Source organism: Haloferax massiliensis (genome assembly GCF_001368915.1).
GTDB lineage: Archaea > Halobacteriota > Halobacteria > Halobacteriales > Haloferacaceae > Haloferax > Haloferax massiliensis.
In genome coordinates this window covers 108,611-122,676 of record NZ_CSTE01000003.1, presented here as the reverse complement: position 1 = coordinate 122,676, position 14,066 = coordinate 108,611, and the positions used below count along the sequence as shown (strand labels likewise).

At 65.3% G+C, this 14,066-nt stretch carries 12 protein-coding genes; 9 read left to right on the top strand and 3 right to left on the bottom strand.

Translation table 11 applies throughout. The annotated features are described in order from the left end of the window. Positions 1–22 precede the first annotated feature (22 nt). The 3 genes from BN996_RS14165 (at position 23) to BN996_RS14155 (ending at position 2,503) form a co-directional block, all read left to right on the top strand. Positions 23–1,093, top strand: a complete 1,071-nt coding sequence (locus tag BN996_RS14165; protein ID WP_089780152.1) for an ABC transporter ATP-binding protein — start codon at positions 23–25, stop codon at positions 1,091–1,093. Then, the gene (locus tag BN996_RS14160; RefSeq protein WP_089780150.1) at positions 1,090–2,151 is read left to right on the top strand and encodes an ABC transporter ATP-binding protein; all 1,062 of its coding nucleotides are present in this window, start codon (positions 1,090–1,092) and stop codon (positions 2,149–2,151) included. Before BN996_RS14165 ends, BN996_RS14160 begins: the two co-directional genes overlap by 4 nt. A 133-nt stretch (positions 2,152–2,284) precedes the next feature. Beyond that, on the top strand, positions 2,285–2,503 hold the full coding sequence (locus tag BN996_RS14155; protein WP_089780148.1) for a hypothetical protein: 219 nt from the start codon (positions 2,285–2,287) through the stop codon (positions 2,501–2,503). Positions 2,504–2,652: 149 nt separating this feature from the next. Here BN996_RS14155 and BN996_RS14150 read toward each other — a convergent pair whose 3' ends face one another. Both BN996_RS14150 and BN996_RS14145 read right to left on the bottom strand, forming a co-directional pair. Next, positions 2,653–3,783 (bottom strand): enolase C-terminal domain-like protein, encoded by a 1,131-nt coding sequence (locus BN996_RS14150; RefSeq protein ID WP_089780146.1) that lies wholly within the window; start codon positions 3,781–3,783, stop codon positions 2,653–2,655. Positions 3,784–3,901: 118 nt separating this feature from the next. Next, positions 3,902–5,329 (bottom strand): sulfatase family protein, encoded by a 1,428-nt coding sequence (locus BN996_RS14145; protein WP_089780145.1) that lies wholly within the window; start codon positions 5,327–5,329, stop codon positions 3,902–3,904. 56 nt (positions 5,330–5,385) lie between these two features. Between BN996_RS14145 and BN996_RS14140 the strand changes: the two genes are divergently transcribed. Both BN996_RS14140 and BN996_RS14135 read left to right on the top strand, forming a co-directional pair. Beyond that, positions 5,386–7,020: a glycoside hydrolase family 28 protein gene (locus BN996_RS14140; RefSeq protein ID WP_320055250.1), complete on the top strand. Its 1,635-nt coding sequence runs from the start codon at positions 5,386–5,388 to the stop codon at positions 7,018–7,020. Between the two features lie 169 nt (positions 7,021–7,189). After that, positions 7,190–7,606 carry a GlcG/HbpS family heme-binding protein gene (locus tag BN996_RS14135; protein ID WP_089780143.1) on the top strand — a complete coding sequence of 139 codons (417 nt, stop codon included), beginning with the start codon at positions 7,190–7,192 and terminating at the stop codon, positions 7,604–7,606. Between the two features lie 84 nt (positions 7,607–7,690). Here BN996_RS14135 and BN996_RS14130 read toward each other — a convergent pair whose 3' ends face one another. After that, positions 7,691–8,566 carry an SMP-30/gluconolactonase/LRE family protein gene (locus tag BN996_RS14130; RefSeq protein WP_089780141.1) on the bottom strand — a complete coding sequence of 292 codons (876 nt, stop codon included), beginning with the start codon at positions 8,564–8,566 and terminating at the stop codon, positions 7,691–7,693. Positions 8,567–9,311: 745 nt separating this feature from the next. Here BN996_RS14130 and BN996_RS14125 point away from each other — a divergent pair. Genes BN996_RS14125 through BN996_RS14110 form a run of 4 tightly spaced genes read left to right on the top strand, consistent with a single transcriptional unit; the run spans position 9,312 to position 14,066 of the window. Further along, positions 9,312–11,033, top strand: a complete 1,722-nt coding sequence (locus tag BN996_RS14125) for an ABC transporter substrate-binding protein (RefSeq protein ID WP_089780522.1) — start codon at positions 9,312–9,314, stop codon at positions 11,031–11,033. Next, a complete protein-coding gene (locus tag BN996_RS14120) occupies positions 11,030–12,061 on the top strand; it encodes an ABC transporter permease (protein ID WP_089780140.1) in 1,032 nt (343 codons plus the stop codon). The genes BN996_RS14125 and BN996_RS14120 overlap by 4 nt, the downstream gene beginning before the upstream one ends. Beyond that, positions 12,058–12,957, top strand: a complete 900-nt coding sequence (locus BN996_RS14115) for an ABC transporter permease (protein ID WP_089780138.1) — start codon at positions 12,058–12,060, stop codon at positions 12,955–12,957. Before BN996_RS14120 ends, BN996_RS14115 begins: the two co-directional genes overlap by 4 nt. Beyond that, on the top strand, positions 12,954–14,066 hold the full coding sequence (locus BN996_RS14110; protein WP_089780136.1) for an ABC transporter ATP-binding protein: 1,113 nt from the start codon (positions 12,954–12,956) through the stop codon (positions 14,064–14,066). Before BN996_RS14115 ends, BN996_RS14110 begins: the two co-directional genes overlap by 4 nt.

The window sequence follows — 14,066 nt, the reverse complement described above, 5'->3', positions numbered from 1 at the left end:
GACGATGACTACCAACCAAGCAATGCGAACGTCGAATCAGAACGACTCGGACCCGGACCAAGACGTCGTGTTCGAAGTCCGCGACCTGGAGGTCACCTTCGGGACCAATCGAGGCGAATCGAGAGTCGTCCGCAACGTCGATTTCGACATCTACCGAAACGAGACGCTCGGCATGGTCGGCGAAAGCGGTAGCGGGAAGTCCATGACCTCGTCCGCGTTGATGAACGCGGTCGTCAGCCCGGGGGAGACCTCCGGCGAGGTCACGTACTACCCGCCCGACGGCGGCGAGCCGATTTCCGTGCTCGACCTCGACGAAGAGGAGCTTCGGAAGTTCCGCTGGGGCGAAGTCGCCATGGTGTTCCAGGGCGCGATGAGCTCGTTCAACCCCGTCAAGAAGGTCCGTGGTCACTTCCGGGAGACCCTCGAAGACCACAACCGCGACGTGGAAGCGGGGCTCGAACGCGCCCACCAGATTCTGGGCGACCTCTATCTCGACCCCGACCGCGTCCTCGACTCGTACCCCTACGAGCTCTCCGGCGGGATGAAACAGCGCGCGCTCGTCGCGCTCGCGCTCATCCTCGAACCGGAGGTGCTCGTGATGGACGAGCCGACCGCCGCGCTCGACCTCCTGATGCAGCGCTCTATCGTCTCGCTGCTCAAGGAGCTCAAAGAGGAGTACGACCTGACGATTATCTTCATCACGCACGACCTGCCGCTTCTCACCAAGCTCGCGGACCGGCTCGTCGTGATGTACGCGTTCGACATCGTCGAGGTCGGCTCGACCGAGGAGATTCTGTACGACGCGGCGCACCCCTACACGCGGTCGCTCCTCAACGCGACGCCGGACCTGAACGCGCCCATCGAGGAGATGCAGTCCATCTCGGGCTCGAAGCCCGACCCGGTGACCAACATCCCGGGCTGCTCGTACCGGCCCCGGTGTCCGATGGCCGACGAGTCCTGCGCGGAGGCGGAGCCGCCGATGGCCGACCGCGGAAGCGGTCACCGGACCGCGTGTTTCTACCACGACGACGTGTCCGACGAGATTCCGATTCCCGCGATGGAGGCGGCCGAAGAGGGCGGTGAGTCGAAATGAGCGTCGACGACTCCATCCTCTCGGTGGACGACGTGTCCGTCCACTTCACCGACAGTAGCGGCTTCCTCGGCCTGTTCGGCGAGCGGCAGACGGTCCGCGCCGTCGACGGCATCTCGCTCGACATCGGCGAGAACGACGTGGTCACACTCATCGGCGAGTCCGGCTGTGGCAAATCGACGTTGGGCAAGACAATCATCGGCGCGCAGGAGCCGACCCACGGCTCGATAACCTACCGCGGACAGGATATCTGGGAGGCCAAGAACGGCGGCGACCCGGACATCCCGTTCTCGGAGATTCGGCGGTCGCTCCAGATAATCCATCAGGACCCCGGCAGCGCGCTGAACCCGAACCAGCGCATCCTCACCTCGCTGATGCTCCCGCTGAAGAAGTGGAACCCGAACCTCGGCGAAGAAGAGCGCCGAAAGCGCGTCTACGCGCTCCTCGAACGCGTCGGACTCACGCCCGCGGAGGACTTCGTCGAGCGGTTCCCCCACCAGCTCTCGGGCGGCGAGAAACAGCGCGTCGTGCTCGTCCGGTCGCTGCTTTTGAACCCGGACGTCATCCTCGCCGACGAGGCCATCAGCGCGCTCGACGTGAGCCTCCGGGTGGAGATGATGGACCTGATGCTCGAACTGCAGGACCTGTTCAACACCTCCTACGTCTTCATCAGCCACGACCTCTCGAACGCCCGGTACATCGCCGAGAAGTCCGGCGGCCGCATCGCCGTCATGTACCTCGGCCGCATCGTCGAGGTCGGGCCGATAGAGCAGGTCATCGGCGACCCCCAGCACCCCTACACGCAGGCGCTGAAGTGGGCGACGCCGAACCTCTACGAGGGCGACGAGGACGACGACCTCCCGATTCGGAAAATCGACATCCCCGACCCGACGAACCGGCCCAGCGGCTGTCACTTCCACCCGCGCTGTCCGAAGGCGCGGGAGGTCTGCGAGACCAACGACCCGGGCGCGTTCGAAGACGAGACCGGCCACGCCGCGCGGTGCTTCCGCGCCGACGACACCCACGAGTACTGGGATAGTCCGAGCATCGTCGACGACTGAGTCACCCGTTCGCGGACGCCGCGACCCGGTTTTCAACCATCCGTTTTCGCCCCCAAGAGCCGTGCGAGCCGGTCGAACGACCCCCGTGCGAACAGTATCTATTTGTGTGCGGAGAGCTACCGTGTGAGTACGTATGTCAGTCAACGCATCGCGCGTGCCTTCGCTCCGGAAGGCCGCGTCGTCGAACCGCAACTTCATCATGACCGTACTCGCCGGCGTCTTCATGATTCTCCTCGCGCGCTTCGTCCTCGACGGAACGATAGCGGGGATGTTCGGCGTCTGGGGAATCTCGCTCGTCGGGGTCGGCATCGGCGGCTACCTGCTGCTCCGGCTGTGGGGCTCGTACAATTGACCGCGGAGGCCCGCCACCGGAACCGAACGTCGAACTGAATCACCGACCCGAAAAGCAGCGTGCAGCGTTCCGCGAGCGACCGCCGTCGATTCTGTTTCGTAACGGGCCTCGCCGGTTGTCCCGGCTCCCGGCCGTCGCGTCCGACGCGGTTACTCGACGCGGTTAGCGTCGATGTAGTCCCAGTCGAACGCGTAGCCGAGTCCGGGCGTTTGCGGGAGTTCGACCACGCCGTTGTCGTCGATTTCGTCCGGCGGGTGTTCGAGGCCGGGGAAGTACGTCTCGTAGTCGTGTTTCGGGTGCAGGAGGCCGCGCTCGTAGTACCGACCGGGGAACGCCATCGTCCCGAGCAGTTGGAGGTTGGGCGCGTCGCGGCCGTGAATCTCGCACTCGATGTTGAACGACTCGCAGAGACCGACCGCCTTCAGCGCCGGCGTGATGCCGCCCACGTCGTAGACGCCGACGCGGATGATGTCGGCGATGTCCCGCTTAATCCACTCCGCGCGGGTGTGCATCCGACCCTCGGCGGTCTCGGGGCCGACGACGGCGATGTCGAGTTCGTTCGAGAGCCACTCGTAGGAGGACATCGAGTGTTCGTCCATCGGCTCCTCTATCCAGCGGAAGTCGAGGTCTTCGAGCGCCTTGCCGATTTTCTTGGCCTCGCTTCGGCTGTAGAAGTGGTGGGCGTCGAGCATGAGGTCGATATCGTCGCCGACGCGCTCGCGGACCGCCCGGCAGGCGGCGATGTCCCGTTCGGGGTCGTCACCGAACGGGGGCATCCACGTGTGGAGTTTGACGGCCTGATAGCCCTCCGCGACGAGTTCCTCGGCGAAGTCGGCGTACGCCTCGGGCGAGCCGAGTCCGTCGGGGTCGTCGTCGCCGACCATCGTGCTGCCGTAGGCCGGGACCGAATCGCGGGCCGCGCCGATGAGTTGGTAGACCGGGAGGCCGGCGTCCTTGCCGGCGATGTCCCAGAGCGCGCAGTCGATGGGCGCGACGCGCTTGTCGGTGAGCGTCCCCTTGTTCAGTCGCTCGGCCCGGCAGAGCAGTTGCCAGAGCTTCTCGCGGTACAGCGGGTTCTCGCCGACGAGGTGCTTCTTGGCGAACTCGTTGGCCGCCTCGTGGCCGCCGCGGCAGTAGCCGTCGGGACCGCCGTCGACGACGACGTGCGTGATAGTCCGCGTCGACTCCCGCGGCTCGCCGGGGTGGCCGTGGCCCTTCTCGTCGGGGTCGATGTGAGACTCACAGCTGAACCGGATGGTACGGATGTCGCTGATCTCCATTCGTGGTAGTCGGTTACGCGGAACGGTGATAAAAGTACGGCGGGACCGGCGATTTCGGGGCCAGACGGTGGGGTGGGCGGCGGGGAGAAAGCGGAGGAGAAACCGGCACGCCGGTCCGTCAGTCCAGTACGTCCGCAGGCTCCTCGGGGTACGGCTCGCGGACGAGCCGGCCCATGTCGATTTCCTGGTACGGCGAGCGTCTGAGCGTCCCGTTCTCGACGAACTCGTCCGCGCCCGCGTCGGTCAGCTTCGTCGCCAGCGCGTCGCGGAGTTCGGCGACGACCTCGGGGTGATCGGCGGCGCACTCGTCGAGTTCGTTCGGGTCGGCGGCGAGGTCGAACAGCTGTTCGCGGCCGCCGTTGCGCATGAACACGTACTTCCAGCGTCCCTCGCGGACCATCCCGGTGAAGTTCGGCGGGAGCCGCGGCGTCCGGTGGTAGCCGAACAGCCGCTCGCGCGGCTCCGCGTCGCCCCGAATCGTCCCGAGCACATCGACGCCTTCGCGGAGTTCTTGGTCGCCAGCGGCGGTCGTCGCGATGCCGAACAGGTCGGTCAGCGCCACGAGGTCGTCGCGGCGCTCGCCGCCCGGTAGCTCCGCGGGCCAGCTCACGAGGAACGGGACGCGACACGACGGCTCGAAGAACGACGACTTCTCCCAGCCGCGGTGGTCGCCGAGGAGTTCGCCGTGGTCCGAGAAGAAGCAGATGAGCGTGTTGTCCGCGTCGTCGCGGGCCTCGACCGCGTCGAGCAGGCGACCGATGCGGCGGTCGACCTCCGAAATCATGCCGTAGTAGTACGCCTTGATGACCCGGACGGTGGTGTCGTCGATGCCGCCCTCGCGGGTCGTCCAGAAGTGGTGGTTCTGGGCGGGAATCTTCTCGTCCATGTGGTCGGTTTCGATGTCGCCTTTCACCGGGTTTTCGAGCCGCTCGGGGTCGTACATCCGGTCGAAGGGCGGCGACGGCGCGAACGGCGGGTGCGGCGGTTCGTACGAGACGAGGCCGAAGAACGGCTCGTCGGTGTCGCGGCCGATGAGGTCGACCGCGCGGTCGGTCATCCACGCCTCGTAGTTGTCGTCCGGCGGGAGCCGGTTCTGTTGGGGGAGGTGGACCATCGCGCCCTGCCGGGCGGTCGTCTTGACCTCGTGGCCGGTCTCCTCGCGGAACGCCTCGAAGCTCAGGTGGTGGTCGTAGCCGAGGTCGATGTCGCGCGGGTGGGCGTGGTACTTCCCGACGAGGAACGTCCGGTAGCCCCGCTCGCGCATGCTTCGGGCGAGGAAGGGGCCGCACCGCTGTTCGAGGTGTCGCGCGTCGCGCTTTTCGTTCCCGAGGTAGCCCGTCGAGACGGCCTCACAGCCGGTTCGAATCGTGTGCCGCGCCGGGATGCAGATGGGGTCCGGCGAGTAGGCGTTGGCGAAGGAGACGCCGCGGTCGACGAGTCGGTCGATGTTCGGGGTGTGGATTCGACTGTTTCCGAGCGCCCGAATCGTGTCCGACCGCTGCTGGTCAGTCATCACGAACAGGACGTTTGGGCGAGCATCACTCACGGCCGAACTCCGACCACCAGTAGTATAAAGATAGGCCACCGCGACGGTACGGGTACATGCCACCCGCAGCGAGTGCCTTCGACGTGACAGCCTACGCCGACGAGACGGACGACCTCCAGACCGAGGCGTTCCAGACGGCCATCGACGACTGCTCGGAGTCGGGCGGCGGAACCGTCACCGTCCCCAGCGGAACGTACACCGTCGGAACCGTCCATCTCCGAAGCGACGTGACGCTGTATCTGGAGGCCGGCGCAGTCGTCAGTCCCGCGAAAGACGAAGCCGAGTACACGGACAAATTCATCGGCCCCGACAACGAGCGCATCTTCTTCCTCGCCGAGGGCGTGGAGAACGTCACCATCGCCGGCGAGGGCGAGTTCGACGGCCTCGGGACCGAGTTCATGCGGATGGACACGCCCATTCAGGGCCACTCGAACGAGAGCGCGTCGCACCCGCTCATCTCGAACGGCCCCCACGAGGCGCGACAGGGAGACGCCTACCTCTCGCGGACGAGGGGGACCGAGGGCTGGCCCGTCGCCAAGCCCGACTTCCGGCCCGGCCCGATGTTCCGGTTCAACAACTGCACGAACGTCCGCGTCCGCGACGTGACCATCCGCGACATGCCCGCGTGGACGCTGTCGTTCCACGGGACCGAAGAAGTCGACATCCGCGGCGTCGACATCCTCAACCACCTGCTCATCCCGAACTGCGACGGCATCGCGCTCGGCGACACGAAGAACGTCCACATCTCCGACTGCACCATCCAGTCGTGCGACGACAGCATCACCTTCGGCGCGCGGCCCGACGAGCCGACGACCTGCGAGGGCATCGTCGTGACGAACTGCACGCTCCGGTCGAGCGCCTGCGCCATCAAGTTCGGCTCGGGCACCGACGACACGATTCGCGACTGCCTGTTCCAGAACATCGTCGTGCAGGAGTCGAACCGCGGCCTCGGCATCCAGCACCGCGATTCGGGCGTCGTCGAGAACGTGCTTTTCACCGATATCGTCGTCAACTCCAACATGCTCCCCGGCCCGTGGTGGGGCAAGGGCGAGCCCATCTACGTCACGTCGGTCCCGCGAGACGACGACACCGACCTCGGTGGCATTCGGAACGTGCGCTTCTCGAACATCGTCGCGCGAAGCGAGAACGGGGCGCTCGTCTACGGCTCCGAGGATTCCGATATCGAGACTATCGAGTTCGACAACGTCCGCATCGAACTCACCGGGAGCGAGCACGCCGACGAGGTGGGCGGCAACTTCGACCTCCAGCCGAGTTCGGTCGTCACGCCAATCTTCGCCAACGACATCGCCGGCGTCCACGTCGAGAACGCCCGCGACGTGACGATGCGCGACGTGACCGTCGAGTGGGACGACGACGGCGACCTGCCAGACTACTACCGGAGCGGGCTGGCCTGCGAGGACGTGAACGGCCTGCTCGTCGACGGCTTCGTCGGCCGACAGGCCCACCGCGACGACGACGCGGACGACGCGGACGACGCGGCGGCGATTTCGCTCGTCGACACGACGGACATCACGGTTCGGAACTCGCGGGCGACCGAGGGGACGGGAACGTTCCTCTCGCTGTCGGACACCGAGGGCGAGCGTCTGTTCGTCAACAACGACCTCATCGACGCCGCCGACGCCGGCGACGTGGAGTCGTTCGAGCGGTCGGGGAACGCCCTCCCGAGATAACCCGTACGTTCAAGCCGACGCGACGACGACGGGGGAACGCGAAACCGCGCAGTCGATCCCGCGGCGTTCGATTCGGTTCGGATAGCCGTATCGCCGTCTGTGGCCGTTCCAGCGGCGGTTCTCCCCGTGAGCGGTGGGTTTTTGCTCCGAGCCGCCGACGGTCGAGTCGATGGTACAAGAGCTGACGCTAGCCGAAGCCAAGACGATTCTCGACGCGGCGGAGGAGAAAGCCGAAGACCTCGGCGTGCCGCTGAACCTCGCGGTGACGAACAGCGAGGGCAACCTCCTCGGCTTCCGCCGGATGGACGGCGCGAAACTCGTCGCGAGCAACATCGCACAGAACAAGGCCTACACCGCGGCCGCGGTCAAGAAGCCGACCCACGAACTGAAGGAGGGAGCCGAACCCGGCGGCGACGTGTACGGCCTCCACACCACCGACAACGGCCGCGTCGTCGTCTTCGGCGGCGGGTTCCCGGTCGAACACGACGGCGTCGTCGTCGGCGCGGTCGGCGCGAGCGGCGGCGCGGTGTCCGAGGACATGGAAGCGTCCCAAGCGGGACTGGAGGCGTTCGAACCGCTCCGCTGAGACGCCCGCGTCGGAGTCGCCGAGTTCGGTTTCGGTTCCGACGACACACAACCCAGCGTATCTGTCCTCACGGTCCCTTTTCGGTTAAAATCGAACGTACGCCGAGCGGTCGGTCTCGGCCGCGTAGAGACTGCCGGTCATGTCCGCGACGTAGAGCGTCGAGCCGTCCGGCCCACCGAGCGTGCAGTTCGTCGGGCGGTCCTCGGGGAACGGATGACGTTCGAGCACCTCGCCCGACGGGGAGAACACGTAAACCGACGGTCCCGGACCGCCCTTTTCCCAGCCGGCGCAGGCGACGATATCGCCCGACTCGGTGAGCGTCATGCCGTCGATACCGCGGTGGTCGCCGAAGTCGTGCAGTATCTCGCGGGGGCCGAGCGACCCGTCGTCCCGAATCGGGTAGGCCCGCAAGTCGGTCGCTTGGTCAGGGCCGTAAGTGCATTCAGCAACGTAGAGGCGCGTCTCGTCCGGCGAGAGGAGGATGCCGTTCGGGCGGTCCATCTCGTCTGTAAGGTGGACGAGTTGCCAGTCGCCGCTCGCGTTCGCGTCCACATCCGGCCGCTCGGCGCGGAAGACGGAGGTGTGGCCGAGCAGTCCCCGGTCCTTGTCGTCGGGGTCGGTGAACCAGATATCCCCGTCGCGGTCGATTTCGAGGTCGTTCGGCCCGTTGAGCGGCGTCCCATCGAACCCGTCGACGACGACCGACGCGGGTTCGTCCGGGGTCAGCGCGGCGATTCGGTGACCCTCGGCCTCGCAGGCGTACAGCTCGCCGTCGCGCCCCTCGTGGAGGCCGACCGCGCCGGCGGTCGAGTCGATGTAGACGCTCGTCTGTCCCGTCTCCGGGTCGTATTCGAGGACCTGATGCTCCTTTATTTCCGTGAATCGAACCGCGTCGACGGCCCAAATCGGACCCTCGGTGGCCCGAAACGGACCCGCGACTCGCTCGAACTCCCATGCCATCGAATGGTCGTTTTGACCACGAGACCTTAAACGTCGCCCGACTTCCGTCACGTCCCGATTTGTCAATTTGATTTCCGATTCGAGAATCAGTTTTGGGCGTGGGACCACGCGATTACGTCGGTTCGGTCGTGGCCGGAAACGACGCGGCGTGTTACAGAGTCAGCGGGGTGGCACGAAATAGAACAGTATAATTACCGTATAAATCACCACCCATACTAAAGATAGTTCAACGATATCTGAGTTATTGAAGTTATTTGAATAACTCAGGTATAGTAGTGAATTGCCGTGACTATTAATCTAGATGGCGGAAAATTCAGGGATTTTATCAAAATTTGAAACGCACTAGGCTCGGATAGAAAGACGAGCTCTAAACTACCAAATGCCAATATATAATTGTGATTTGTTAGTTATCGCGGCAGCGCGACCGACAACGGTATAGCCGGGGACGGGCACTCGTCACAGCAACGACGAGAAGCGCGGGCGGGCGGCGTGAACAGACCCCAGTTCGGAGAAATCGAACCGTTCGGTCGTCCACGATAACCTCCGAAGGGTGGTGCCGTCGGTCGATTACGGACCTCCGTCTCAGCCGGACGGCAGACGACACATCGCTCGATTGTTCCATATCGTTCGTAGAGTATTCCGTTTTGACCCGAGAATATTGTTTTAGGTTACTATACGGTACCTTTATGTTCCAATACACCTCTGTGAGAATGAGTAACGTATGTCGAGAAAAGACATCACACAGATGCGGTCGCAGGTGGGGTCGGCGTCGGAGTCGGTCCGCGCTCGGTTCGGAGACGCGGCGAGTCGGCGGAACTTCCTCAAGGCGCTCGGAACGGCCGGTATCGCCGGCCTCGCCGGCTGTTCCGGCGGCGGCGAGAGCTACGACGGCCAAGAACAGACCACGGCCTCGGGCGGCGACGACGAGGAGACAGAGACGGAGTCGTCGTCCGGCGGCGACGACGGCGGTTCGACGCTCCGCATGAGCGCGACCCAGCGCTTCGGGACTGTCGACCCCGCGAAGGGGACCGACTACACGCAGGTGCTCGCGTTGGTCAACCTCTACGACCCGCTCGTGTTCCCCGACACGGAGGGGAACCTACAGGGCCACCTCGCCGAGGACTGGACCGTCTCGGACGACAACCGGACCTACACGTTCACGCTCCGCGAGGGAGCGACGTTCCACAGCGGCAACCCCGTCACGGCGGAGGACGTGCAGTTCTCGGCCGAGCGCTTCCTCGATATCAACCAGGGCTACTCGTCGCTGCTCGGGAACGTGCTCTCGAAGGAGAACGTGACCGTGGAAGACGAGCGGACCGTGTCGTTCACGCTCGACCGCGTCCACTCGCCGTTCCTCGCGACGCTCGTGTTGCTGTTCGTCGTCGACAAGCAGTTGGTCCTCGACAACGTCGGAGACGGCGACTTCGGCGACCGCGGCGACTACGCCCAGTCGTTCCTCAACGACAACGACGCCGGCTCCGGCCCGTACGAACTCGCGGGCTTCGAGCGGCAGGCGCAGATTTCGTTCAGCCGCTACGCCGACTACTGGGGGTCGTTCAAAGACGGCGCGTACGACAACGTCACCGTCCAAATCATCACGAACGACCCGACCGTCCGCTCGCTGATGAAGACGGGCGAACTCGACATGTCGAGCCAGTACCAAAGCGAGGAGACCTACGAGGCGCTCGCGGCCGAAGACGACATCCGCGTCGAGTCGGTCCCGACGGTGACGACGTTCTACTTCAAAATCAACACCCAGAAGGCCCCGACCGACGACCCCGCCGTCCGCGAGGCGATGGCCTACGGCTTCGACTACGAGACGGCGCGCAACGAGATCGCGCCCGGGTCGCTCCCCGCACAGGGCCCGCTCCCGTCGTCGTTCGGCGTCCACAACGACGACATCGTCCAGCCGACCTACGACCCCGAGCGGGCGCGGCAGATTCTCGCCGACGCCGGCTACGAGGAGGGCGACATCACCGTCCAGAACACCTACGTGAAGGACTACGGCCTCGAAGAGAAGATGGGGCTTCTGTTCCAGCAGAACATGGACGAAATCGGCATCGACGTCGAGTTGAACCCCCAGACGTGGGGGACGATGACCGAACTCGCCACGAGCGTCGAGGACACGCCGCACATCAATCAGGTGTTCTACGGACCGGTGTACCCCTCGCCCGACACGGTGTTCTACAACCAGTACCACTCCGAGGCCGCCTCGACGTGGATGAGCATGGAACACCTCGAAGACGAGAACGTCGACTCCCTCATCGACGAGGCGCGCTCGACGGTCGATGCCGACGCCCGCGCCGAACTGTACGCCGAGGTCCAAGAACGCATCGCGAACCAGTACCCCGACCTGTTCATCTTCGTCCAGTCGAAGAAACACGCCTTCGCCGACGACGTGGCGGGCTACACCTTCCGCCCGTCGATGAGTTTCGACTACTGGTTCCCCGACTTCTACCAAGAATGAAGTACTGGCAGTATCTCGTGCGCCGGCTCGCGGGCATCCTCGTGAGCCTCATCGGCCTGTCGATAATCATCTTCACCACGTCACGAGTGCTCCCCGGGAACCCCGCGCGAATGGCCCTCGGCGCGCTCGCGTCGGAAGAACAGGTGCGGGCGCTCGCGGCCGAGATGGGCCTGAACAAGCCGATTCCCCTGCAGTACCTCGACTACATGCAGGGGTTACTCGTCGGCGACCTCGGCACGAGCCTCGAAACGAAGCGCGCGGTCAGCACCGACATCGTCTACTACCTGCCGGCGACGCTCGAACTCATCACCGTGTCGATGTTCCTCACCGTCGTCATCGGCATCCCGCTCGGCGTCATCGCCGCGCAGAACAAAGACGGACTCGCCGACAACGCCACGCGACTCGTCGCGTTCTTCAGCGTGAGCGTGCCCGGCTTCTTCATCGCAATCATGTTTCAGCTGATATTCGGCTACCTGCTCGAATGGCTCCCCATCACGGGCCGGCTCGGCTCGGAGTTCGGGTCCGGCGTCTCGCGGTTCACGGGCTTCCTGCTCGTGGACACACTGCTGTCGGGGAACCTCGCGGCCCACGTCGACGCGTGGGCGCACATCATCCTCCCGGCGCTCGCGCTCTCGCTCGCCGGCATCGGACAGGTGATGCGCATCACCCGGTCGAGCATGATTGACGTGAAAGACCAGGACTACGTCGAGGCCGAGCGCGGCTTCGGGCTTCCGTCGTGGCTCGTCACGTACAAGTACACCCTCAAGAACGCGTTCATCCCGACGCTCACGATTCTGGGGCTGTTGTACGCCTCGCTTCTGGGCAACGCGTTCCTCATCGAACTCGTCTACTCGTGGCCCGGCCTCGCGTCCTACGGCGTCACCGCGGTGCTGAACAACGACTTCAACGCCGTCGTCGGCGTCACGATGACCATCGGCGTCGCGTTCGTGAGCATCAACTTCCTCGTCGACGTGCTGTTGGGTCGCGTCGACCCCCGAATCAGACTGGCGATGGAGGAGGCGACATGAGCACCGAGTCGGCGAGCGTCCTCGACCGGGTCGTCTCGGCCGAGCGCCGCGAACTCTGGCAACGGTCGTGGAAACGCTTTACCAGCAGGCCGATGAGCGTCGTCGGTCTCGGCATCATCGTCGCCATCGTCCTGCTCGCCGTCTTCGCGCCCGTCGTCGCGCCGTACCCCGAACACGCCGGGAAGTTCACCGACTTCTCGAACACGCTCCAGCCGCCGAGCGTCGACCACCCGCTGGGGACCGACCACGTCGGCCGCGACGTGCTCTCGCGCATCCTCTTCGGCTACCGGCTGTCGCTCATGCTCGTGGCCGTCGTCCTCGGCTTCGGCGTCCCCGTGGGCGTGCTCCTCGGCCTCGTCGCCGGCTACTACGGCGGCTGGACCGAGACGATCATCATGCGGGCGACCGACACGGCGCTCGCCTTACCGCCGCTCGTGATGGCGCTGGCCATCACGTCGGCCCTGGAGCCGACGCTGACGAACGCGATGATAGCCATCGCGGCGCTGTGGTGGACGTGGCACGCCCGCCTCGTCCAGAGCATCGTCGCCAGCGAGCGCAGCGAGGAGTACGTGCAGGCCGCCAAGCTCGCCGGCGCGAGCACGCCGCACATCCTCTTCCGGGAGATTCTCCCGAACACGCTGTCGCCGATTCTGGTCAAGGTGACCCTCGACGCGGGCTTCGTCATCCTCATCGGCGCGGGGCTGTCGTTCATCGGCGTCGGCGTCCAGCCGCCCCAGCCCGGCCTCGGGACGATGGTCAGCCAAGGGACCTCCTACCTGCCCGACTCGTGGTGGGTGAGTGTCTTCTCCGGGCTCGCCATCTTCGTCCTCGTGATGGGGTTCAACATGCTCGGCGACGGCCTGCGTGACCTCTTCGACGTGGAGGTGAACCGATGAGACTCGACGAGCCGGTCGCCGAGAACCCGCTTTTGACCGTCGAAGACCTCGAAGTCGGTTTCGAGTCGTTCGACGGCCTCGCGGAGGTCATCGACGGCGTCAACCTCTCTATCGGCAAAGGCGAGGTCGTCACCATCGCCGGCGAAACCGGCTGTGGCAAGTCGGTGACGATGAAGTCCATCCTCCGCTTGCTCAATCAGCCGCCGGCCCGCGTCAGCGGCGACATCACGTTCGACGGGACGGAACTGCTGTCGCTTTCGGACCGCGAGTTCGAGCGCGTCAAGGGCCAGCGGATGAGCCTCGTGTTCCAAGACCCGATGTCGAGTCTGAACCCGACGTTCACCATCGGCGAACAGCTCACCGACACCGCGCAGTTCGGCGGCGACAGCGACACGGGCGTCGTGGAGTTCTTCCGCCGCCGCTTCAGCGGCGAACGCGAGGAGGCGCGCGAGCGCGTCTTGGAGATGCTCCGCGAGGTCCAGATGCCGGACCCCGAGAACATCATGGACTCGTACCCGTCGCAGCTGTCCGGCGGGATGCGCCAGCGCGCGCTCATCGCGCAGGCCCTGCTGAACGAGCCGGACCTGCTCATCGCCGACGAAATCGGCACCGCGCTGGACGTGACGATTCACGACCAGATTCTCGACCTGCTGAAGGACCTCATCGAGAACCACGACCTGAGCGTCCTGATGATCACCCACAACCTCGGCGTCGCCCGACAGGTGAGCGACCGCGTGTACGTCATGTACGGCGGCCGCATCGTCGAGACCGCACCGACCGAAGAGCTGTTCGAGAACCCGAAGCACCCCTACACGCAGGGCCTCATCGCGTCGATTCCGCGCCTGACGGGCGACGAGATGGCCACGGGCATCGACGGCTCGATTCCCGAGTACCTCGACCCGCCGCCGGGCTGTCGGTTCGCGCCGCGGTGTCCCTACGCCACCGCCGAGTGCGAGGAGGCCCGCCCGGAGATGTACGAGCGCGGCCCGCAGACCGGCGTCGAGTGCGTCCTCTACGACGAGGCCGTGCCGGCGTCCGAGCGGCCGACCGTCGAGGAGACCCGGAGCCACATGACCCGGCGACCGGGCAAACAAGCGGGGGGCGACTGA

Excerpts from the sequence above, each read along its gene's own strand:
- BN996_RS14165 (WP_089780152.1), top strand. The coding sequence starts at position 23 with ATGCGAACGTCGAATCAGAACGACTCGGACCCGGACCAAGACGTCGTG.
- BN996_RS14160 (WP_089780150.1), top strand. The coding sequence starts at position 1,090 with ATGAGCGTCGACGACTCCATCCTCTCGGTGGACGACGTGTCCGTCCAC.
- BN996_RS14155 (WP_089780148.1), top strand. The coding sequence starts at position 2,285 with ATGTCAGTCAACGCATCGCGCGTGCCTTCGCTCCGGAAGGCCGCGTCG.
- BN996_RS14150 (WP_089780146.1), bottom strand. The coding sequence starts at position 3,783 with ATGGAGATCAGCGACATCCGTACCATCCGGTTCAGCTGTGAGTCTCAC.
- BN996_RS14140 (WP_320055250.1), top strand. The coding sequence starts at position 5,386 with ATGCCACCCGCAGCGAGTGCCTTCGACGTGACAGCCTACGCCGACGAG.
- BN996_RS14135 (WP_089780143.1), top strand. The coding sequence starts at position 7,190 with ATGGTACAAGAGCTGACGCTAGCCGAAGCCAAGACGATTCTCGACGCG.
- BN996_RS14130 (WP_089780141.1), bottom strand. The coding sequence starts at position 8,566 with ATGGCATGGGAGTTCGAGCGAGTCGCGGGTCCGTTTCGGGCCACCGAG.
- BN996_RS14125 (WP_089780522.1), top strand. The coding sequence starts at position 9,312 with ATGCGGTCGCAGGTGGGGTCGGCGTCGGAGTCGGTCCGCGCTCGGTTC.
- BN996_RS14120 (WP_089780140.1), top strand. The coding sequence starts at position 11,030 with ATGAAGTACTGGCAGTATCTCGTGCGCCGGCTCGCGGGCATCCTCGTG.
- BN996_RS14115 (WP_089780138.1), top strand. The coding sequence starts at position 12,058 with ATGAGCACCGAGTCGGCGAGCGTCCTCGACCGGGTCGTCTCGGCCGAG.
- BN996_RS14110 (WP_089780136.1), top strand. The coding sequence starts at position 12,954 with ATGAGACTCGACGAGCCGGTCGCCGAGAACCCGCTTTTGACCGTCGAA.